This is a genomic window from Terriglobia bacterium (genome assembly GCA_020072645.1).
Lineage (GTDB): Bacteria > Acidobacteriota > Terriglobia > Terriglobales > Acidobacteriaceae > Angelobacter.
The window spans coordinates 563,463-585,411 of record JAIQGK010000012.1 but is presented as its reverse complement, the minus strand read 5'-3'; the positions used below and the strand labels follow the sequence as shown (position 1 = coordinate 585,411).

At 55.6% G+C, this 21,949-nt stretch carries 19 protein-coding genes; 6 read left to right on the top strand and 13 right to left on the bottom strand.

The window, feature by feature from the left end:
* Positions 1–23 precede the first annotated feature (23 nt).
* The 5 genes from gatA to LAO76_19075 all read left to right on the top strand — a co-directional run bounded on the left by gatA (position 24) and on the right by LAO76_19075 (position 5,373).
* On the top strand, positions 24–1,457 hold the full coding sequence (gatA, locus tag LAO76_19095) for an Asp-tRNA(Asn)/Glu-tRNA(Gln) amidotransferase subunit GatA (protein ID MBZ5493029.1): 1,434 nt from the start codon (positions 24–26) through the stop codon (positions 1,455–1,457).
* Positions 1,458–1,600: 143 nt separating this feature from the next.
* Positions 1,601–2,230 carry a sigma-70 family RNA polymerase sigma factor gene (locus LAO76_19090; protein MBZ5493028.1) on the top strand — a complete coding sequence of 210 codons (630 nt, stop codon included), beginning with the start codon at positions 1,601–1,603 and terminating at the stop codon, positions 2,228–2,230.
* Entirely contained in the window at positions 2,227–2,994 is a 768-nt protein-coding gene (locus tag LAO76_19085; protein ID MBZ5493027.1) for a hypothetical protein, read from the top strand. The genes LAO76_19090 and LAO76_19085 overlap by 4 nt, the downstream gene beginning before the upstream one ends.
* 2 nt (positions 2,995–2,996) lie before the next feature.
* Positions 2,997–4,235, top strand: coding sequence for a HEAT repeat domain-containing protein (locus LAO76_19080; protein MBZ5493026.1), 1,239 nt, complete (start codon positions 2,997–2,999; stop codon positions 4,233–4,235).
* Positions 4,236–4,245: 10 nt separating this feature from the next.
* Complete coding sequence (locus LAO76_19075; GenBank protein MBZ5493025.1) at positions 4,246–5,373, top strand: HEAT repeat domain-containing protein; 1,128 nt, start codon at positions 4,246–4,248, stop codon at positions 5,371–5,373.
* A gap of 94 nt (positions 5,374–5,467) precedes the next feature.
* On the opposite strand, the gene LAO76_19070 is transcribed toward LAO76_19075, so the two are convergent.
* The 13 genes from LAO76_19070 to LAO76_19010 all read right to left on the bottom strand — a co-directional run bounded on the left by LAO76_19070 (position 5,468) and on the right by LAO76_19010 (position 19,158).
* Positions 5,468–5,761 (bottom strand): cytochrome C oxidase subunit IV family protein, encoded by a 294-nt coding sequence (locus LAO76_19070; GenBank protein ID MBZ5493024.1) that lies wholly within the window; start codon positions 5,759–5,761, stop codon positions 5,468–5,470.
* Positions 5,762–5,776: 15 nt separating this feature from the next.
* Positions 5,777–6,442 (bottom strand): cytochrome c oxidase subunit 3, encoded by a 666-nt coding sequence (locus LAO76_19065; protein MBZ5493023.1) that lies wholly within the window; start codon positions 6,440–6,442, stop codon positions 5,777–5,779.
* Positions 6,443–6,554: 112 nt separating this feature from the next.
* On the bottom strand, positions 6,555–8,192 hold the full coding sequence (ctaD, locus tag LAO76_19060; protein MBZ5493022.1) for a cytochrome c oxidase subunit I: 1,638 nt from the start codon (positions 8,190–8,192) through the stop codon (positions 6,555–6,557).
* Positions 8,189–9,271, bottom strand: a complete 1,083-nt coding sequence (gene coxB, locus LAO76_19055) for a cytochrome c oxidase subunit II (GenBank protein MBZ5493021.1) — start codon at positions 9,269–9,271, stop codon at positions 8,189–8,191. The genes ctaD and coxB overlap by 4 nt, the downstream gene beginning before the upstream one ends.
* Complete coding sequence (locus LAO76_19050) at positions 9,272–10,150, bottom strand: SCO family protein (GenBank protein ID MBZ5493020.1); 879 nt, start codon at positions 10,148–10,150, stop codon at positions 9,272–9,274.
* Positions 10,147–10,764 carry a hypothetical protein gene (locus LAO76_19045; GenBank protein MBZ5493019.1) on the bottom strand — a complete coding sequence of 206 codons (618 nt, stop codon included), beginning with the start codon at positions 10,762–10,764 and terminating at the stop codon, positions 10,147–10,149. The genes LAO76_19050 and LAO76_19045 overlap by 4 nt, the downstream gene beginning before the upstream one ends.
* The gene (locus LAO76_19040) at positions 10,757–12,037 is read right to left on the bottom strand and encodes a hypothetical protein (GenBank protein ID MBZ5493018.1); all 1,281 of its coding nucleotides are present in this window, start codon (positions 12,035–12,037) and stop codon (positions 10,757–10,759) included. Before LAO76_19040 ends, LAO76_19045 begins: the two co-directional genes overlap by 8 nt.
* Complete coding sequence (locus tag LAO76_19035) at positions 12,034–12,741, bottom strand: cytochrome c (GenBank protein MBZ5493017.1); 708 nt, start codon at positions 12,739–12,741, stop codon at positions 12,034–12,036. The genes LAO76_19040 and LAO76_19035 overlap by 4 nt, the downstream gene beginning before the upstream one ends.
* A gap of 79 nt (positions 12,742–12,820) precedes the next feature.
* A complete protein-coding gene (locus LAO76_19030; GenBank protein MBZ5493016.1) occupies positions 12,821–13,330 on the bottom strand; it encodes a DUF3341 domain-containing protein in 510 nt (169 codons plus the stop codon).
* Between the two features lie 26 nt (positions 13,331–13,356).
* Positions 13,357–14,733, bottom strand: a complete 1,377-nt coding sequence (gene nrfD, locus LAO76_19025; GenBank protein ID MBZ5493015.1) for a polysulfide reductase NrfD — start codon at positions 14,731–14,733, stop codon at positions 13,357–13,359.
* Positions 14,734–14,736: 3 nt separating this feature from the next.
* The gene (locus LAO76_19020) at positions 14,737–17,805 is read right to left on the bottom strand and encodes a TAT-variant-translocated molybdopterin oxidoreductase (GenBank protein ID MBZ5493014.1); all 3,069 of its coding nucleotides are present in this window, start codon (positions 17,803–17,805) and stop codon (positions 14,737–14,739) included.
* 84 nt (positions 17,806–17,889) lie between these two features.
* On the bottom strand, positions 17,890–18,600 hold the full coding sequence (locus LAO76_19015) for a cytochrome c family protein (protein MBZ5493013.1): 711 nt from the start codon (positions 18,598–18,600) through the stop codon (positions 17,890–17,892).
* Between the two features lie 348 nt (positions 18,601–18,948).
* On the bottom strand, positions 18,949–19,158 hold the full coding sequence (locus LAO76_19010; protein MBZ5493012.1) for a hypothetical protein: 210 nt from the start codon (positions 19,156–19,158) through the stop codon (positions 18,949–18,951).
* A 326-nt stretch (positions 19,159–19,484) separates the two neighbouring features.
* On the opposite strand from LAO76_19010, the gene LAO76_19005 reads away from it, so the two are divergent.
* Complete coding sequence (locus LAO76_19005; protein MBZ5493011.1) at positions 19,485–21,932, top strand: DUF3536 domain-containing protein; 2,448 nt, start codon at positions 19,485–19,487, stop codon at positions 21,930–21,932.
* Positions 21,933–21,949: the final 17 nt, after the last annotated feature.

The window sequence follows — 21,949 nt, the reverse complement described above, 5'->3', positions numbered from 1 at the left end:
GTTTTGCCAAATAGAAACCCATAATGGACCTGAACTCGCTCACTATCGACTCCACCCGAACCGCTATCGCGGCAAAACAAATTACCGCGTCCGAACTCGTGGAAAAGTTTTACGGGAAGATCAAAACTGACGATCCTGGAATTCACGCTTACCTCACTCTCTGCGAAGACCGGGCTTTAAAGCATGCGAAACAGATCGACGATCTGGTAAGCAAAGACTCTCCTCTGCCCCCGCTGGCGGGCGTCCCGGTCGGGATCAAAGATGTGATGGTCACGAAAGGAATACGCACGACGGCGGGCTCAAAGATCCTGGAAAATTTCATTCCCCCCTATGACTGCACTGCCGTGGCCCGGCTTGAAGCCGCAGGCGCAATCGTTCTGGGCAAGATGAATTGCGATGAGTTTGCCATGGGCTCGTCGAATGAGAACTCCGCCTATGGGCCTGTCCGCAACCCGCGCGATAAATCTCGCGTCCCCGGCGGCTCCAGTGGAGGTTCCGCCGCTGCCGTTGCAGCGGGAACCGCTGTTGCGACGCTGGGCTCTGACACAGGAGGCTCCATCCGCCAGCCGGCTTCTTTCTGTGGCGTGGTTGGGCTCATGCCAACCTACGGTCGCGTCTCGCGTTACGGCCTGATTGCTTTTGCTTCATCTCTTGATCACATTGGCCCACTCACCAAAACTGTGAAGGACGCGGCGATTCTCCTGCGCGTGATTGCCGGACGTGATCCGCTGGACTCAACTTCCGCCGACGTGCCTGTTCCCGACTACGAAGCTGAACTGCTAAAGCCCGTAAACGGCCTGAAGATCGGCGTGCCAAGAGAATATTTCGGCGACGGCTTGGACGCTGAAGTCCGGGCAGCCGTCGAAGCCGGGATTGCCAAACTGCGCGAAGCCGGATGCGAGATTGTGCCCATTTCCCTCCCACATACGTCTTACGCCATCCCCACTTATTACGTGATTGCGACCGCAGAGGTCTCCGCCAACCTGGCCCGCTTTGACGGCGTGCGCTACGGCTACCGTGCCAAAGGCGCTCGCACGCTTTCCGACATGTATCGCAAGAGCCGTGACGAAGCTTTTGGGACCGAAGTAAAACGCCGCATCATGCTCGGCACATACGCGTTAAGTTCCGGATATTACGATGCCTACTATCTAAAAGCTCAGCGGGTGCGCACCCTGCTGACGCGCGACTTCGAACAGGCTTTTCAGAAAGTTGATGCCATCGTAACGCCAACCGCGCCGACTCCGGCCTTCAAACTCGGCGAAAAGGTCGACGATCCCCTGGCCATGTACCTTGCCGACATCTATACCGTTACCGCCGATCTGGCCGGTGTACCGGGGATCAGCGTTCCCTGCGGCAAGAACTCGGCTGGCCTGCCCATCGGCTTGCAGGTCCTGGGACGGCACTTTGATGAGAGTACGGTGCTCCGCGTAGCTTCTTCCATCGAGTCAAGTTCCTGATTTACCGCAAAGGGTGCAACGGCCGCAAAGGAATGGGAAAGCCCTTTGGCGTTGGTCTTCCATTTCTCTCTTCTTTGCGTCCTTCGCGCCCTTTGCGGTGAAAAACCTAACCGCTCTCCCTGATTCCAGTCTAACTTAATCGAATGGAAGTTACAGATGCAGCAATAGTGGCGCAGGTCCTGGCCGGCGACAGAAATGCTTTTCGTGTCCTGGTCGACCGCCATTCGCGCAGCATCTTCCGCGTGATCTACCGCATGACCGGGAACCAGCAGGATACGGAAGAGCTCGTCCAGGAAACTTTCCTGCGGGCCTACAAGAGCCTGGAGCGTTTTGAGCTTCGCGCCAACTTCAGCACATGGCTCTACCGGATCGCGGTGAACCGCACGCTTGACTTCCTGACCGCGAGAAAAACGCATATGCAGACGAAAGATACTTATCAGATTGTCGATAACCCTGACGCCGAGGACAGCGCGCAGATTCAGCTTCCGGCCCAAAACCCAGGGCCAGACCGGCTGGTGCTGAGCGCGGAGATGAAGCAGAAGATTGCCGGGGCACTTGGTTTACTCACGCCGGCTGAGCGCGTGGCCTTCACCATGCGCCACATGGAAGGCCGGTCTATTGAAGAGATCAGCCAAGCGCTGAACCTGAAAGCCAGCGCCGCCAAGAACAGCGTGTTCCGCGCGGTGCAAAAACTCAGGCAGCAGCTGGAACCTTATGCCGGTCCGGGTTCTTCAACGCGCGGAGCGCGGTGGGGCGGGAGCGCAGTGAAATGAACCATCTAAGCGAAGAACAGATCGTATTGCATTATTACGGCGATGTAGAAGAAGCATCGGAAGTGGAGCGCCATCTGGCCGCCTGCGCGGAGTGCCGCGCTGAATTTGCGCGTGTGCAGTCCACGCTGCAGCAGATCGAACCATTGGAAGTCCCTGAGCCTGGCCCGGGCTTTGAAGAAAAAACATGGCTGAATCTGCGTGACCGTCTGCCGGAAAAAACAGGCTTTCTTAGACGGGTGCTCAGGCCGTCGCCACCAAAATGGGCATTCGCGGGAGTAATGGCCCTACTGCTGGTCGCAGCGTTTCTGGCTGGCCGTTTCTGGCCCCGTCCCGGCCCGCAGATCGCGCAACAACCGGCTTCACAGGTCAATCCGCAACGTGTGGTTTTAGTCGCTGTCGGCGATCACCTGGAGCGGTCGCAGATGCTTCTGGTGGAAATCATGAACAATGACACCAAAGGTCCCATCAATTTTTCCAGTGAACAAGCCGAGGCCCGCGAGTTGCTGGATAACAATCACCTATATCGCGTGAGTTCGCAACAAGCGGGCGATCCGCGGGTGGCTCGATTGCTCGACCAATTGGGTCGCGTGCTGGCGGAGATCGCCAATGGTCCAGCAGAAGTTTCGCCCGACGATTTAGAGCAGGTGCGCCACACGATCCAGTCTGAAGGGCTTTTGTTCAAGGTACGCGTAGTCGGTTCTGAAGTGAATTCTAGAGCGCGGCGTCCGGAGCTTTCCGGCGGCAGCGTAAACCAGAGGCTATAACCATGATGAATCGCAAATTATTTCTGATCTTATTTTTAAATATCGCTGTTTCTTTTGGGCTGTCTTCCGCCGCTGCGGCGCAGCAAGTGCCCTCGGCTGCACTGCTGGATCCGCAGACCGCGGAGAAGGCGAACGCGCACGAAGACGAGCTGTATCAGGCCGCCAAAGACGCGCTTGATAACGGCGAATACGATAACGCCATCAAGCAATTCGATGGAGTGATCAAGATCCACGGACGCCGCGCTGACGGCGCCATGTACTGGAAGGCCTACGCTCTGAACAAGGCCGGTAACAAGGCGCAGGCGCTGACGGCGATTGGCGAGCTTCGCAAGAACTATCCCAAGAGCAATTGGCTGCGGGACGCCGGGGCGCTGGAGCAGGAAATTCGCGGCGTCAGCAATCCAGAAAACATTTCCGATGAGGAATTGAAACTGCTGGCGATCCAGAGCCTGATGAATTCCAATCCGGAGAAAGCCGTTCCCTTGCTGGAAAAGATCATCACGGGGAATTATCCCCCGAAGCTGAAAGACAAAGCACTGTTCGTACTTTCGCAGAGCGGATCGGAGAAAGCCCAGGAGATTCTCGTGGGGCTCGCCAAGGCGAACAATCAGCCGGATTTACAGAAGCGCGCTATCCGTAACATGGGCATGAACGGCAATCCCCGCAACCGCGCCGTGCTGAAGGAAGTTTATAACTCCTCCACGGACATAAGCGTGAAAAAGACCGTTTTTCAGGCGTGGCTTATGTGTGGCTGCAAGGATGACGTCGCAGCGCTGGCGAAGACAGAAAAGAACCCTGAGCTTCGCCGCGAAGCCATTCGCTACTTGGGCATGATGGGAGGTCGCGCGGAGTTGCTCGATTTCTACAAAAACTCACCTGATGTCGAGACACGCAAGGAGGCCGTGGGCGCGATGCTTATGTGCGGGTGTGCCCATGAACTGGCGGAGATCGTTCAGACAGAGAAGGACCCGGCTGTCCTGGACAAAGCCATCAATACCCTTGGTCTGGTAGGCGGCGAAGAAAGCCTTGCCGCTTTGACCAAGGTCTATAACTCGCAAGCTGATGTTTCCACAAAAAAGAAAGTCATCAATGCGTTGTTTCTGCATGGCGCCGGGAAAGAGATGGTGGCGCTGGCCCGCAAGGAAACTAATCCTGAACTGAAGAGATCGCTGATCTCAAAGATGTCTCTCATGAATTCGCCGGAAATCAGCGACTACATGATGGAAATCCTGAACAAGTAAGGAGCGCTCGATGAAAACCTGGCAGAGACACATACTCGCAATTTTGCTGGCTGGTTATGCCGTCATGACGGCTGCGCAGCAACCCGCGCAGCCAGTCGCCCAGAAACCGAAGATATCCAACGCGAAGGTGCAGGAGCTTTCCGCGTCGTCCGGTCTTCAGGCGACTGTGGATGGCCTGGTGCAGAAACAGACCGCGCCGCTCTGGATCGGCTACAGAATTCCTGCGACCGCTAAAGAACGTACGATGTGCTGTTTTGACTCCTTCGATCAAGAAGTATCGAGTGCAAGCAAGTGTTGTATAGGCTGCAAGCTGGAGTCGGAAAGAGGCAGCTCCTTTAGCGGGACGAACTCCGACTGCTCGCCGCCAGAGCCCTTGCCCTATGCGTTCATTTTCCTGCGCGCCGAAGAAAAGCAGATTAGAAAAATTCGCGTGTACAGCGCTGACTGTCCTCTCGACTTTGCCAATCTCCCACTTTATTGGCTGGAAGACGTAAAGCCGGAGCAGAGCGTGGAACTGCTGAGCAAAATGGCCCTTGCTGAAGCCTCCGAGAGCGAGTCCCGAAGGAAAGGCCCGGAGCATCAGGCGGTGATGGCCATCGCCATGCATGACACGCCAGCCGCCGATGCCGCGCTGGAAAAGATGATTCAGCCGGGACAACGCCCGTCGCTGCGCGAAAACGTCGCGTTCTGGCTGGGTGTGGAGCGCGGAAAGAAAGGCCTGGAGCTTCTTCGCAAGTACGTGCGCGACGATCCAGATGATCGTATGCGGGAGAAAGGCACGTTCGCGTTTTCACAAAGCAAAGAACCGGAAGCGCTGAAGGACCTGATCGGCATGGCCCGGTACGACCAAAGCCCGCGCGTCAGGGGGCAGGCAATTTTCTGGCTGGCGCAGAAGGGCAGCAGAAAAGCCGCGGAGCAGATTACTGACGCAATCGAAAACGATCCTGAGACGGAAGTGAAGAAAAAAGCAGTGTTTGCGCTGAGTCAGATGCATGATGCCGATGCGGTCCCACGCCTGATCAACGTGGCCAAAACGAACAAGAACCCCGTCGTGCGTAAGCAAGCCATCTTCTGGCTGGGACAGATGAACGATCCGCGGGCGCTGGATTTTCTGGAAGAGATTCTGACTAAGCAGTAGTTGGTAATTAGTACTTAGTATTTAGCGGATATTGGAAGATCTTAGCAGCCTGGAAAACATCGAAATCGCTGCGGTCTTGCAGCTAAATACTGCGTTACTGCGGCAGGAACGTCCGCGTCAGATAATCGCTCAGGCTCATGGTGATCATGATCATCAGCCAGAAGACGCCGGCGGAAATCGTGAGCTTGGTAAGCTTGCTGCTGTAATGAACGTGCATAAAGAAGAGAACGACCAGGACCGCTTTAATGACCGCGATCGTAAGCGCGACTACCGGATTCCATTTTCCTAAATCAACAAAAGCGATGCCCCAGGTAAGGCAGGTACCGACCACCAAGGAAAGCAAAATTACCAGGTAAAGACCGGGAGTGGGATGTGAATGTTCAGACATGTTCGTTTCTGGTCCTTAAACTCCGTGTTGGTGCCGGCTGATCAAATACAGCAATGGGAACAGGAAAATCCATACAATATCGACAAAGTGCCAGTACAGGCCGCCCAGTTCAATGGGCGTGTAGTAGGCAGGGCCAAACTCCCCGCTTTTGGCGCGTAGTAAAAGCCACCCCAGCAGCCCCAGTCCGATCACCATGTGAAAGGCGTGAAGGCCGGTCATGAGGAAGTAGAAGGAAAAGAAAATCTCTGTCCGCTTGGCTGTCTGCTCGGCCGAAATTTCAGTGACGTTGGAATTGCCGTGGTGCTTGGGATCGCGGATTTCCTCCGCAATATTGCCCAGCGATTTGTCCGTGGCACTGCAGCCGCCCCAGGCATTGAAACCTTTGCCGATCACGTGGCCGGGGATGTGGCACTCGTCCCATTTGTCGTAATACTCCTTAGCTTTTACGCCAAGGAACGCCGCACCCAGGAGCATGGTAGCCAGAAGCAGCCAGACCTGCGTTTTGCGCCTACCATTTTGCGCCGCCCAAACCGTCATGGCCATGGTGAAGCTACTGGCGATCAGAACCAGCGTATTGGCGAATCCCCATGAAACGCTGATGCTGGTGCTGCCGGCGACGAAGGCCGGGTAATACTTGAGGCGGTAGATCAGGTATGCGGTAAAGAGTCCGCCAAACATCATTAGCTCAGTGAGCAGGAACACCCACATACCAAAGGTGGAAGCTTCCTGCTGCTGCTCCATGCTGTCGAACTGGTGCGCCAGCGCCGGATGATGATCGGTAGTGGTTGTCTGGCTAGTGGACAACGGTGACCTCCGCATCTTCTCCGTAGGCATACGGATCTTTGGTGACGATCGGGATCTCGTGGAAATTGTGCGTCGGTGGCGGCGAGCTGGTTTCCCATTCCAAGCCGGTGGCCTGCCACGGATTGTTCCCAGCGATCTCTCCATACCTTAGCGACCATGCAAAGTACAGGATCGGCAGCAGGAAGCCCACGGCCAGGACTGAAGCGCCAGCGCTTGATAGCACGTTGAGCACCTGGAACTCAGGCGGATAAGCCCAATAGCGGCGCGGCATGCCCATGTATCCAAGAAGAAACTGCGGGAAGAACGTGAGGTTGAATCCAATGAACGTGATCAGCGCAGCCAGCTTGGCTGGCGCTTCAGGATACATTCGTCCTGTTATTTTGGGCCACCAGAAATGCAATCCGCCCAGATAAGCCGTAACCATGCCGCCCACCATTACATAGTGGAAGTGCGCTATGACAAAGTAGGTGTCATGGATATGGATGTCCAAACCCAGAGCGGCCAGAAAAAGCCCGGTCAATCCGCCGATGGTAAACAGGCCGATGAACGCCATAGCGTAAAGCATCGGGGTACTCATCTCGATTGAGCCCTTGTACATGGTGGCGGTCCAGTTAAAGACCTTCACGGCTGAAGGGATAGCCACCGCGTAGCTTAAGAGCGAAAAAACCAGAGCCGAATAAACCGAGATGCCCGCCACGAACATGTGGTGCGCCCACACAACAAATCCGAAAACCGCGATTGCGACACTGGAGAACGCCACGAACGAGTATCCGAAAATTCGTTTGCGGGAGAAGCACGGAACGATTTCGCTGATGACGCCCATGCCGGGCAGAATCATGATGTAAACGGCGGGATGCGAGTAAAACCAGAACATGTGCTGAAACAGCACTGGATCGCCGCCCAGTTTCGGATCGAAAATGCCAATGTGGAAGCCGCGTTCCAGCGCCAACAAGATCAGGGTGATCGCAATGACCGGGGTTCCCAGAATCATGATCAGGCTGGCTGCATAGTTCGACCATATAAAGAGCGGCAGCCTGCCCCAGGTCATGCCGGGAGCGCGCATGCGGTGGACGGTGACAATGAAGTTCAGGCCGGTAAAAATCGAGGAAAAACCGGCGATAATCACGCCCACGGCCAGCATGATGACATGCGTCTTTAAATAGCCGGAGCTGAGCGGGGCATAGAAGGTCCATCCGGAATCCACGCCGCCTGAGACCATAGCAGCCATGGAAAATATGCCACCGGCCATGTACAGATACCAGCTCAGAAGGTTGATCTTGGGGAAAGCCAGGTCCTTGGTGCCCACCATAATCGGCACCAGGAAATTGCCCAGCACCGCGGGAACTGATGGGATCAGGAAAAAGAAGACCATGTTCACGCCGTGCATCGTGAACAATTTGTTGTAGGTATCAGCCTCGAACAACTCTCCGTTTGGGGTGAGCAGGTGCAGCCGGATCAGCGATGCAAACACGCCACCAATGAGGAAGAAGAACGTGATGGAAAACAGGTACAGGATCGCAATGCGCTTGTGGTCTTTCGTAAGCAGCCACGATCTGATTCCGTAATTGTCGTTCAGGAAATGCCTTTCCGGCATTACCGGTTTAACGATCGCTGTTGCGGTACTCATGGTTTCTTCCCAGATGGATTCGCAGACCTCTTTCCCTGCGGGGTTTGTGCCGGTTGCTGCTGGTTCTCTTGCTTATTTTGTTGCTGAATGTTTGGCACTTCACTGTCACGGATTTCCGTAGGCGTGGAGCGATTATTCAGCGGGTTCGCTTGTTGTGGTGACAGGTGCTTGATGTATTCGGTAATGGCGATGATTTCATCTTCACTCACCACGCCTCGAAACGTCGGCATGATGGATTGGAAGCCGGAAACGACCTTGGCGTTCGGTTCAAGGATCGATTCGCGAATGTAATTGTCGTCCGCCAGCACCACGCGATTATCAGTAAGGCGGATGGGACGGCCATAGACGCCTTCAAGGTTCGGGCCACGCGCGCCTGAATCCGGCCGGTGGCACGTTGTACAGCCGTATTGCTGGAACGCTTTTTCACCCAGCGACGCCAGCGATCCTTCAGCTTTGCCGCTGGCCAGCCAGTTGGCGTAATCTTCCGGCGTCATCACAACCACCTGGCCAACCATGCCTGAGTGCTTGGTGCCGCAGTATTGCGAGCAGAACAGGTGATAAGTCCCCGGCTGGGTGGCCCTGAACCAGGTAAAAACGTAGCGGTTCGGCAGCACGTCCTGCTTAACGCGGAATGCGGGAACAAAGAAGCTGTGGATCACGTCCTGTGAAATCAAGGTAACTTTCACGTCGCGTCCGGTGGGCACATGCAGAGTATTGATTTCGCGCTGTCCGCCAGGGTGCTGGAACTTCCACATCCATTGCTTGCCCACGCCGTAAATCTCCAGCGGGTTCGCTGGTGGGCGTTCCATGTGGTAATAAATGACTGCGCCCCAGACAAAAATGACCATCGAGATACCGAGCGGAATTACCGTCCAGATGATCTCCAACAGAGTGGAGCCGTGGATCTGTTCCGCCTGCCGTCCCGGCGTTCTCCGGTACTTGATGGCGAAGAAGAGGATCAGAATGGCGATGAGCAGCGAGAAAAAGGTGGTAATCAACACCAGGAACAGGTAGAGCGCGTCCACCTGCCCCGCCATGCTCGAGGCCTGCTCCGGAAAAATGGGAAAGTTCAGTTGCATCTATTCGGCTGTCCTGGTTAAGCGGCCCTTGTGGGCAGCGAGCGAATCGCGGCGAAACATGATCAACATAAAACCACCCAGCGCCAGAACCGTGGCGAGGGCGCTCAAGCGCAAAACATTGAAAATGGCAGCGCCGTACCGGCCTTGCCGGGGATCATAGTGGTAGCAATAAAGAAGCACCTCGTCCACAATGTTCCCGATCTTGCCTTTTGACGCTTCTACCAACCCGAGTTGAATATCGCGCGGGGAGTATTCGATTCCGTAATAGTACTGGGCCACGCGACCCTGCGGCGTAAGCAGCATGATGCCGCTGGCATGCGCATACTGCTGGATCTCCGGGTCCCACGCATAGCGGAAACCTACGGCCCGCGCCAGCGCATCAATCTGGTCTTTCTGGCCCGTCAGGAAATGCCAGCCTTCAGCGGCAGTTGGACGCCGGTAGCGCTTAATATATCGATCCTTCATGGCAACGGCGTCTGACGGCTTGTCACGCGGATCGATGCTTACCGTTATGACGTTAAATTCGCGTCCAATATCGAACCTGCGAATTCCAAGCATCGCGCCGGTAAAGCCGCTCAATACCTGCGTGCACAGCATGGGGCACTGGAAATACACCAGCATCAAAATGACCGGTTTCTGCCCAAAGTATTGCTGCAACTGAATTGCCTGGCCGTGCTCGTCGTTGAAAGCCAGATCGAGCGGGACTTGCTGGTTCAGGCGCTGGTCAAGCCCAACCTGGTCGAGAATTGAAGGCTTCGTGTTGGGAACGGATTCGCCCGGCTGAAGCTTGGGCGCAGCCTGAGACCACGCTGAAACCGAAGCGCAAGCTGCAATCGTAATCACAGCCAACGCCTTCCGAATTGTACTGCCGTAATTCACTTCTTTACTCCTGCTGTTGGCGTCGCGCGGCCCGCCGGTTGGCCATTATCAGCGGCCCCGGAGGGATATGCGGCGCTGGGCGCTCCCACATTTGCGGGCTGAAATGGCCCGCTCACTTGCGGTAAGCCTCGCTGGGCCAGAATTTCCATGGCGCGGCTGACTGGGATATGAATACTTCCATTGGATGATTTGCCCGTGGAACTGAGCCACTTCTCTTCTGAGCCGCGGAAAATCTGCATATCGTGCTCATCGTCATATTGCAGGCGAGGAGCTTTAATGGTGCGGCTGAGATGGTCTTCTATTTTCCCGCGTCCATACCAATCCGGAGCAGGCTTGATTTCGCCTTCACTGGTTGGCACCACTTTGCCCAGTCCTTCTTTCGGCGTTTCGCGTTCCTGCTGCAACTGCTGCTCCATGGGCGTGAGTTTGGCTTCGTGGTCGCGCTCCCATCTTTCCAGGAAGCGGATCATCACGATCATGAGGACGAACGCCAGCAAACCGCCCACGGCCAGGATCACTCCCGACCACACCACGCCCTTAACGCTTATGTCGCTTTCCTGATGGCCTTCCTTGATGTGCCCGCCGGATTGAGTTTCAAATTTGTTTTTATCCATGTTTCGATTCCAGCATTTCGACAAAACCAGGATCATTTACCGGCATGAGCGAGCGCTTGCTCAGCCGCAAGAAGAAGAAGAACAACCAGATTCCTCCCATAGCGATGGGGCAGAGAATGTACATGGCCGCATCGGCCAAGCCGAAGCCGTTCAGCCCGTTGGTTGCAGGATGACCCGGCCCGAATTCCGCGCCGGGATAAAAGTTGGGGGCGGTAAGCCAGAACAGGTCCACCAGCCGCATGAACAACAGCAGAAAACACACGGCAACGATGCGCCCGGCATGGCGCTTCAGGCTGCGCGAGAGCAGCAGGGCGAACGGGAAGACGAAATGAACGAAAATCAGCGCTGTCCCGAAATACTGCCAGCCATGGTAAAGGCGCATCAGGTACCAGCGAATCTCTGAGAGCATGTTGCCGGACCAGATAATCAGCCATTGCGAGAACGAGAGATAAGCCCAGAGCACGACGAACGCAAACATGAGCTTGCCGAAGTCATGCAGGTAGTCGATCTTGAACATGCGCGAGACCGGTTCAATCTGAGCCAGCCGCGTCAGCAACCAGATGGTAAAGCAGAACGTGGTAAGCACCTGGCCCACCATGAAGAGCATGCCCCAGACCGTTGACCACCACTCAGGATAGAGAGACATGGTCCAATCGATGGAAGCGAAAGTGATACTGAACCCGAAGAACACGATGCCGAAGCCACTCAGGTTCTGGATGGGCACGAACTGCGCTGGAGTGGTGGTGCCTGCCTCCTCGCGGACTGACCAGCGTTTGAGGAAGTAGTAGATAATCCCCCAGGCGACGAAGTAGAACACGCCTCGCACCAGCCAGAACGGGACGTTCAGGTAGTAATGAAGCTTGTCCGCGCCGTAGTGCGCGATGAATTTCGCTAGTTCGGTCGAATCCTGAGGCCTTTGTGTCCAGACAAAGAGACGCTTCACGCCAAAGGCAATCGGCAGCCAGAACAGACCCATCAGCCACCAGTTACCAGCCCCGGCTTCCCAGATCCTGCGCCCCAGGCGGCCCCAGTTGCCGCCGCTGGTGTATTGCAGGCAAAGGAGCGCCAATGAACCCGTGGTGAGGCCCAGCCAGAACATGAACCCAAACAGCCATGCGCGGAGGAAGAGGTCCCACTTGGCAAGCGCAACTGTGAATACGAGAAGCACAACGCCGAACACGGCTCCGACGACCAGCGAGCGCGAGCGCATGCGGTCAATCATCGCCGGCGGCGCAAAATCTTTAGGAGTAACACGCACCAAAGTCTGGCTCATCGCTTGTTCCCCTTTGGCTGCGTATCAGGCACCGGCGTTACCGGAGTTGTTACGGCGGGCGAAATTATAGATGTATCTGGGATAGTAATTCCTTGTTCTGACGGCTTGCTCAATTGGTCTCGATCGGCAGCCGCGACGTCCGTTTCACTTGCGTTCTGGCTGAGCTGCAGCGCGCGAATATAGGCGGCAATGGCCCAGCGATCAGCAGGTTTTATCTGGGCGGCGTAGTCCGGCATACCGCCAAAACCATTGCTGATGACATCATAAAACCAGCCGAGCGGCGCGTTCTTGAGCCGCTGCACATGGAAAGACGGCGGACGCTTAAAGCCGCGCTGCACGATCATGCCGTTTCCATCGCCCAACTGCGAATGGCAGGGAGTGCAATAGATAGTGTAGCGTTCCTGGCCCCGCGCCAGTATGTTCTGCCGTCCCTCCGGAGTATCCCCCTTGAACGGCAGATCGCCGGGAAGATCGTTGCCGTAAACGTTTCCGCGTTTGCCGGTCAGGTAATAACTGTTGGGATCGAGCTGCTCCTTGTCCACGATCACGCTTTCCTGACATTCCGGCGACGCATTGTTGGAACAGTTTGCCGAGTCGCCGGAAACCGTGCGCGAGATGGTTCCGGGAACGGGATAGCGCGCCGATCGGCGATCAGAATAGAACTCGCTTGATCTAAGCGGAATAAATTTTGGCTGGTTATGCATGTCCTGCCGGCAGCCGGCAAGAACAGCCATTCCTGCCGCCGCAAACAGCAGCCATGCAACGCGGATTTGTGCCGGACGGTTAATACGGCACCTCCGTGATCTCTTCAGGCTTATAACTCTCCAGCAATTTGCGAGTGTCAGACGGGCTGAACCGGGGGTCCTGAGACTCAATACACAAGAAGAAGCGGTCACGACTGGCGCGCACAAAGTTCGGTGAATTAAATACCGGGTGATACGGCTGCGGAAGTCCATTCAAGGCCAGCATGCCAAACACAGCAGCCAGGCACGCGCCCAGCACCGCGCATTCAAAAGTAACCGGAATGAACGCAGGCCATGAATGAAATGGCTTGCCGCCGACATTGATCGGATAAGCGACGGCCGAAACCCAGTATTCCAGCGAATATCCGCCAATCATTCCAAGCATGGCCCCAACCAGCACGATCAACGGCACACGATTATGGTGCGCGCCAATAGCTTCCGCGGCTTCTTCCAGCGGATATGGGGTGTACGCATCCATTTTGCGATAGCCGGCGGCATAAGCGCCCTTGGCCGCTTCCACCAGTTCCGTAGGCGTTTCAAACTCCGCCATCAATCCGTAAATAGGTCCAGCTGTCATTATTCTTTCACCTTCGCCTGCGGAATCAGGTTCCGCATTTCAAAGATGGAAATGGCCGGCATAAGCCGGATAAAGATAAAGAAGAGCAAAGTAAAGAACCCCATGGTTCCAACGAAAATCATCATGTCCCACTTCGTAAACCAGTACATGCCCCACGAACTCGGAATGTAATCGCGCTGGAGGCTCATGACGACAATGACAAACCGCTCAAGCCACATACCGGTATTCACCACCACGGACACCAGGAACAGTATCCACGGCGTGGAACGCACCTTGTTGAGCCACAGCGACTGCGGTATGAGGATGTTGCAGAGGATGAGCATGTAGTAATAGTGCGAGTACGGGCCATGCAGCCGGTTATTGACCATGGCCAGTTCGTATTTGTCATGGCTGTACCAGCCGATAAACATTTCCATCGCATAGGAATAGGCGACGATTTGGCCGGTTGCCAACATTAGCTTGCCGCAGTTCTGCAAATGCCGCAGGGTGATGAAATCCTGCATGCCATAGAGATAGCGGAACGGAATCGCCAGCATCAGCACCATGGCGAAACCGGAATAGATTGCGCCGGCGACGAAGTATGGCGGGAAGAAAGTAGTGTGCCATCCCGGCACCACGGACACCGCGAAATCCAGTGACACCACGCTATGCACCGAGAGAACCAGCGGAGTACAAAGACCAGCCAAAAGCATATAAGCCGTCTCATAGCGGTTCCAGTGCTTGGCTGATCCGCGCCAGCCCATCGCCAACATGCCATAAATGCGCCGGACAACCAGCGTTTTGGCGGAATCGCGCAGCGTAGCAAAGTCAGGAATGAGTCCAATGCCCCAGAACAGGAACGATGCCGTGAAGTACGTTGAGACGGCAAATACGTCCCAGATGAGCGGGCTGCGGAACTGCGGCCAGACACCCATGGTGAGCGGAATAGGAAACAGCCAGTAGGCTGCCAGCCACGGACGTCCAGTGTGAATCAGCGGGAACAAGCCGGCCTGCATGACGGCAAAAATCGTCATGGCCTCAGCAAATCGGTTGATCGAGGTACGCCAGGTCTGCTTGAACAACAGAAGAATGGCAGAGATCAGCGTGCCCGCGTGGCCGATACCGATCCACCACACAAAGTTCACGATGGCGAAGCCCCATCCAATCGGGATGGTGATGCCCCAGATTCCCACGCCTTTAACCAGCAGGTAGCCAATCGCGGTCTGCAACATGCCGAAAATCGCCAGCGAAATAGCCACAATTGCTACCCAGAAGATAGGGGTGTGCTTGGTGAGCACAATTCCGGCAATGCGGTCCGTTATGGTGCCAAAGGTCTGGCCGGGCCCGATAATGGGCGGCCTTACACCTTTAGGCGGCAGAATGTCTGGTGCAGCCATCTCTTATGTATTCTCCGTGCCAGACGCTAATTTAGGATTGGGGTTTCGCACCGCCGCCACATACGTGGTGCGCGGGCGTGTATTCAATTCCGCCAGAAGCTGATAGTCTCGCGGATTTCTCTTGCCATACCGGTCGCCGTTCTCCCACTTCAGGCGGGCCACCCGGCTGCTGGGATCATTGATGTTGCCGAATGTAATTGCCCCAGTAGGACAGGTCTGCTGGCAGGCCGTCTTGATCTCTCCATCCTTGATTTGCCGGTCTTCTTTTTCTGAAGCGATGCGGGCTGCGGTGATGCGCTGCACGCAATACGTGCATTTTTCCATCACGCCGCGGCTGCGCACGGTCACATCCGGGTTGCGGCCCAGCTTGAGGCTAGGCGTGTCGTAATCCGCAAACAGGAAGAAGTTAAACCGCCGAACTTTATACGGGCAGTTGTTGGAGCAGTACCGCGTGCCCACGCAGCGGTTATAAACCATGTCATTCAGGCCTTCAGTGGAGTGCGTGGTCGCGCCCACGGGACAAACCGGCTCGCACGGCGCATCTTCACACTGCATGCAGGGAACCGGCTGGAAGTAAACGCTCGGATTGGCCGGATCGCCTTCATAATAGGAGTCAATGCGTATCCATTGCATCTCACGGCCACGCTGCACCTGCTGCTTGCCCACGACGGAGATGTTATTTTCCGCCTGGCAGGCCACCGCACATGCCTGGCAGCCAACACAGGAATTCAGGTCGATAGACATGCCCCAGGCATATTCACGGAAATACTGATTGCCCTGCGAATAGCGGTAATCGGGATATAGCGACTCAGGATGGTCCGGCTTGTCATGAGGCTCCTCTTCAGGATTCTCATGGACAAAGTTCTTGTTCCTGATGAACTCTTCCAGGTCCGCCACCTTCACCGGCTCACGGTCGTCCATGCTGAAGTGGCCCTGCGTGACGGCGATGTCCCAGAATCGATTGGTAACGTTAATCTTTGCGCCGCCGGCAATATATTGCGTGCCGCTGGGACGGACTTTGTAAGCGTTGTAACCTGTGCCGGTCCCTACGCGCCCAGTCCTGGATTGACCATAGCCCAGAAAGAGCGTGACTGCATTGTCAGGATGACCCGGCTGCGGCCAGTAAGGAGCTTCTACCTTGCGGCCATCCGGGAAGACAATCTCGATAATTCTTTGCGCGTCCGACTGATGGTCGTTGTCGTCCTTAAGCTGATTCAGCTTCCAGTCCGCCGCCATTTTGGGACTAATCATGGCAACGTTGTCCCATGTATTGCGACTCAGCGGCTTCGGCGTCTCTTGCAGCCAGGCATTGTTAATAAAGCTGCCATCGTAAATCGTGGGGTCGGGACGGAAGGAAACTTCAATTTCGCCGGCGGCAGCCGTAGCGGGCAGAGATCCAATCTTGGCGCTTAGCTGTTTGGCAGGGGAGGTAGTGTTGGCCACAAAACCATCATGGACTGAGGTGCGCCAAAAACTCTCGAAATCAGCTGTGGGATGTTGCGACTTCCAGTAAGTTTGCACCAGATCATGCGAGCCCGTGCCCGGCTGGTCAGTAAACAGCGCCAGCGCTTCATGACAGTTTCGGCCGTCATAAAGCGGCATGATCATAGGCTGAATTACGCTGGCGGTGCCGTCATAGGACCGCGCATCGCTCCACGCTTCCAGATAGTGCGCTTCCGGCACATGCCAGTGCATGTAGTCAGTGGTCTCGTTTTTGTAGTTGGAGAACTGTATGCGGAGCTTGGCTTTCTGCACGGCAGTGACAAAGTCGAGATCAACCGGAGCGTTATACACAGGATTGCCGCCAATGATTACCAGGGTATCCACTTTGCCCGCGTTCATGTCAGCAATCAATTCTTTAATGGACTGCCCGTGCTCCACCGCATCCACTTCAACGGGATCAATGTATGTAACCGTCTGGCCGACATTGCCCAGCGCACCGTTCATGGCATGCGCCAGCGCATAGACCGTGGGGGACTGGAACTCGCCCGGAACAACCAGGCATTTGCCTTTGTGCTCTGTCAGGTCGGCGGCAACCGCATCGACAAACTTTTGCTGGTCAGGATTCAGGCTCCCTGCCGCTCCGCCCACGCCGACTTTTGCCGCCAGCGCACGAGCGACGGTCTCCACTTCTGAAGGACGCAGGACGAGTCGATGATCGGCCTTGGCCCCCGTGGTCGAAGGTGAGCTCTCCGCCACATAGAGGCGGTTCATCTGGTCGCCATTTTCCAGCTTGCGTCCGCGCATAAAGTCACGCGAATAGCGGACAAAGCCCGGGAACCACTCTCCGGAGAGGAAGTCGGCGTCCAGCGACACCACGACTGCCGCGTTTTCAAACTTGTAAACCGGATCGTAATATCCGCCGAAGGCGAGCTTCGATCCGGCGCGCATGTTATCGCGATTGACCGGGTCCCAGCGATGCCACTTTGACTGCGGGAAAGCCTGCTGTACAGCCTTCATCTGCCAGCCAAAGGTCGGCGAAGTCATAGCCCCGGTAAGGAAGCGCAACCCCGCACCCTGTGTGGCCTTAAGACCATCCTTATCGTTGATCCTGCTGTTGACGGCCATGGCGAAGTCGCCCCATGACCGCAGTTCGCCCATATTGGTCAGCGTGGTAGAGCGGTCAGGATCATAAAGATTCAGGATGGAGGCCTGAGCAAAAAGGTCCGTGGCGCCCAGGCTGGCCGCGTGCAGCGGATTGCCTTCAATCTTGGTAGGGCGAAATTCGTGTGTTTCCACCAGCAACGGCAGCGCATGACCATGGAAAGGCATGGCCGTGGCATAAAAAATTGGCTTTCCGGGGATCAGCTCTTCCGGCTGCCGGACATAAGGCAGGATCTGCTCCAACGGCTGCCGCGTGCAGCCGGCCAGTCCAGCCAATGCCATGGATGCGCCGGCCAGTTTGAGGAAGCTGCGGCGCGAAACGGGATCAACCCATTCTGAAGCCTGACGCGGAAATTCGCGCTGCAGCAATTCGCCGAAGGCTTCCTGGTCCGCAAGCTCCTCTAAAGTACGCCAGTACTTTGGTCCTTTAGCATCGGCCAGCTTTTTGCGCACGGCTTCCAGCTCCATGCTGGCCGGCTTGATCTCACTGGCAGAAATCAGATTAGGTTTTATATCGCTGTTATTAGACATTCGTTTCCATTTGTTTCCACCCTATCGGTGGCAGGTGGAGCAACTGGTTATATCCTGCTGCGTGCGCAGGTGATATTCCTTCCGCAAAGCCGTACCGAGCACTAACTGGTCAGTAAAGGATTCTTTCTTCCCGGCAATCATCACTTCAACCGGGCTCTCCGGAGTTGGCTGTTGATACTTCATGTTGAAAACTTCATTCTTCGGCCGCAAAAACTTTTCCGGCTGACGATGGCAATCCAGGCACCACTCCATCTGGAGCGTGTTTTCCTCATACATCAGCGGCATTGCATCCACCTGGCCATGGCAGCTGTAACAGCCCACGCCCTTATTGATGTGAATGCTGTGATTGAAATAAACAAAATCCGGCAGATCGTGCACGCGCGTCCATTGCAGTGACTGGCCGCTGGAGAAGCTATAGCGCACCGGCGCCAGCATGGGAGCATTCGTCCATATCTGCGCGTGGCAGTTCATGCAAGTCTTGGTGGGAGGGATTCCGGCAAAGCTTGAATCCTCCACCGAGGTGTGGCAATACCGGCAGTCCAGCCCGAGACCGGCGGCGTGGTGCTGATGGCTGAACGGCACTGGTTGTTCCGGCGCAATATGCTGCGCCGTAACATAAGGAGAGCGCTGGAGCTTCAAGACGGCCGCGCCCACGGCCGAGAGCAGGAGCACTACTCCCAGTATGCTGGCGCGAGCCAGAGTATTTGCACTGCGGTGAAAGATCTGTGCCATCGAATAAAATTTGCCCGAAGACCGTCGCGCTGGATGCTCTGACGCGAATCGGCAGCCTCACATTCATCGGTGATCGAGATCACTGACGAAAACGGATGATTATAAACAAGAGTTGCGCATTTCAGCTACCCCATGCAGGAGAAATGCAAAAAATATTTTTTAGCATTCAAAAAAATCAGTAAATCGCCTGAGGAGTTCTGTGATTTTTTCAGACTTTGCCGCGGGAGATCACGAAAGTATTGCGTCGACCGAGTCGCGTTCAGAAAAAATGGCCCCTCACTCGAATCGAGAAGCCGTTTGGATTCACGATGACATTCTTTCGCGAACTCCTATTGGATATGTTTTCAGCTACGGAACGATCTTCTTGATGGAAAATCCTGCCAGCCCGGCCTGTCCTCCAGCTGCGCTGCGGCTGAGTTGAGCTTCGACGTAATAGACACTGTCCCTAGGATCAAAGCCTTGAGAATCCGGCCAGGTGAAGTTGAATGTGGGATTATCCGGTGTATTCCCTTCTTGATATGAGGCGCTGGGAGAAGACGCATTGCTGTCAAAAGTCATAAGGGGGTAATTGGGCCGGTGCTAAAGGTTCACCTGTTTAGGCGAGAGGGAAAACATGTCCTGCGCGCGAACTGGATGTGGAACAGATTGCCTCCTAATATATATACATGCCAAAGCCAGAGCGCACAGAGAGAGCTGCTGCCGATCTGAGCATCCAGGTACTCACGTTGAGCAGAGACATGGCTTTTGTTGGGCAATTGCACACAAGTACCATAATGGAGGTAAGTCTCTCTATTTATAGCCGGCTAGGCACCATCTGGAAGACGTTTCACATCCTAATGTCGGGGTAATGTTCCTTGCAGCACACAGGCATGGCCGGCCTCTCAATGGAACGCTGTATCTGCATCCACGCTCATTTCTACCAGCCGCCACGGGAAAATCCGTGGCTGGAAGCAGTTGAGCGCCAGGATTCCGCCTATCCTTATCATGATTGGAATGAGCGCATCACCGCCGAGTGCTACGCGCCCAACGGCGCTTCGCGCATTCTTGATGAAGCCGGATATATCCGGCGGATAGTAAACAACTATTCGCGCATCAGCTACAACTTTGGTCCGACCCTGCTCTCATGGCTGGAAGACAACTCTCCGGAGACGTACGAATCGATCCTTGAGTCAGACAAGGCAAGCCAGGAAAGATTTTCCGGCCATGGATCGGCGCTGGCACAGGCTTACAACCACGTGATCCTGCCGCTGGCCAATTCGCGCGACAAGACAAGCCAAATCATCTGGGGTATCCGCGATTTTGAGCACCGCTTTGGCCGCACGCCGGAAGGCATGTGGCTGGCTGAAACTGCAGTTGACGTGGAGACGCTGGAGACGCTGGCTGAGCAGGGCATTCAATTTACGATCCTGGCTCCGCATCAGGCCGGCAGAGTACGCAAAATTGGCGGACGTAGTTGGAAAGACGTAAGCGGCGCACGTATTGATCCCACACGCGCCTATCTGGCCAAGCTGCCTTCAGGAAAAAGAATCAACCTCTTCTTTTATGATGGGCCCATTTCCCGCGCCGTGGCCTTTGAACAGCTCTTGAACAGCGGAGAGCAGTTTGCCAACCGACTAAAGAGCGGATTCTCTGACCGTCGCGACTGGCCGCAATTGATGCACATTGCCACTGACGGCGAAACGTATGGCCACCACCATCGCCACGGCGACATGGCGCTGGCATATGCGCTGGACAGGATCGAAGCTGATTCTTCCATGCGGCTTACGAATTACGGCGAGTTCCTGGAGATGTATCCGCCGACGCATGAAGTGCAGATTATTGAAAACACTTCATGGAGCTGCGCCCATGGAGTGGAACGCTGGCGCAGCGATTGCGGCTGCAATTCCGGACGCGCGGGCTGGAACCAGCAATGGCGCGGGCCGTTACGTGAGGCCCTGGATTATCTGCGCGATTGTGTAGCTGGATTATTTGAGAACAAAGGCGGCGAGATGCTGCACGATCCCTGGGCCGCGCGCAATGACTATATAGATGTAGTGCTGGACCGTTCGCCGGATTCCTTGTGGCTATTTTTTGAGAAATATTCCCGCCATCAACTGAAGCCTGCCGAAACCGTGGACGCTCTTAAACTGCTGGAGATGCAGCGGCATGCCATGCTTATGTACACCAGCTGCGGCTGGTTCTTTGACGAACTGAGCGGCATTGAAACCATGCAAGTGCTGCAGTATGCCGGGCGAGTGATCCAATTGGCACGCGAAACCGGCAACGTGGACCCCGAACCGGAATTTCTGCGGCAGCTTGCCCTTGCCCAGAGCAACCTGCCGGAGCTGGGCGATGGTGCATCCATCTACAACCGCTGGATTGCGCCTGCATTCGTGGATCTATGCAAAGTGGGAGCGCATTTTGCCATTAGCTCAATGTTTAACGGCGATCACATCGTCCCGCAGTACTGCTATTCGATCAAAAGCGTGGACTATCGCCATGCCGAATCCGGGACTGCGCGGCTGGCGCTGGGCATTTCCCGCGTCACGTCCCGCATTACCCGCGAAGCGCGCGACTTGAGGTTTGCCGCAGTGTATCTGGGCGATCAGGTATTGCACGCGGGCGTTCGCGAGCTTGATAAGAAAGAAGATTACGAAATGCTGGCGGCAGAAAGCATGGCCGCCTTTTCCTGCGGCGACTTTGGCGAACTGCTTCGCCTGCTCGACGAGCAGTTTGACGGCATGCCGTATTCCTTCCGCGCTTTGTTCAAGGACGAGCAAAAGAGAATTCTCGACATTGTTCTTTCCCGCACGCTGGGAGATGCCGAGGACAGTTACTATGAGATTTACGAGAAGCATGGATCGCTCATGCGCTTCCTGAAAGAGATGGGCCAGCCTGTCCCGGATGTCTTGCGCTTCACCGCGGAATTTGTTCTCAACAGCGACCTTATACACACCTTTGAAACCGAACCGGTGGATTTTGTCCGGATTGCCATGCTCATGGAAATGGTCAAGCGTGAAGGCGTGCAGGTGGATGAAGCCGGGGTCCGTTATGCCGCAGGCAACAGCCTTACGCGCATTTTGCGGCGTCTGCAAGAGAACCCCAAGGACAGTGAAACGCTGGAACGCGCCAACGTGCTCACCAGCCTTTATCCCATGATGCCGTTTTCAGTGGATTGCTGGCACGCACAGAACATTTATTACTCCATTCTGGATAAAGTTTTCCCCGAGATCGCCCGCAAAGACGATCCCGCATCGCGCCTGTGGCAGGAGCGCTTTCTTGCTTTGGGAGAAAAACTCAGGATCAGCGTTCCGGCGGTAGCGCCGGAAAATGAATTTCAGATTGCAAGCTGAAAAGCCGGATAGGACAG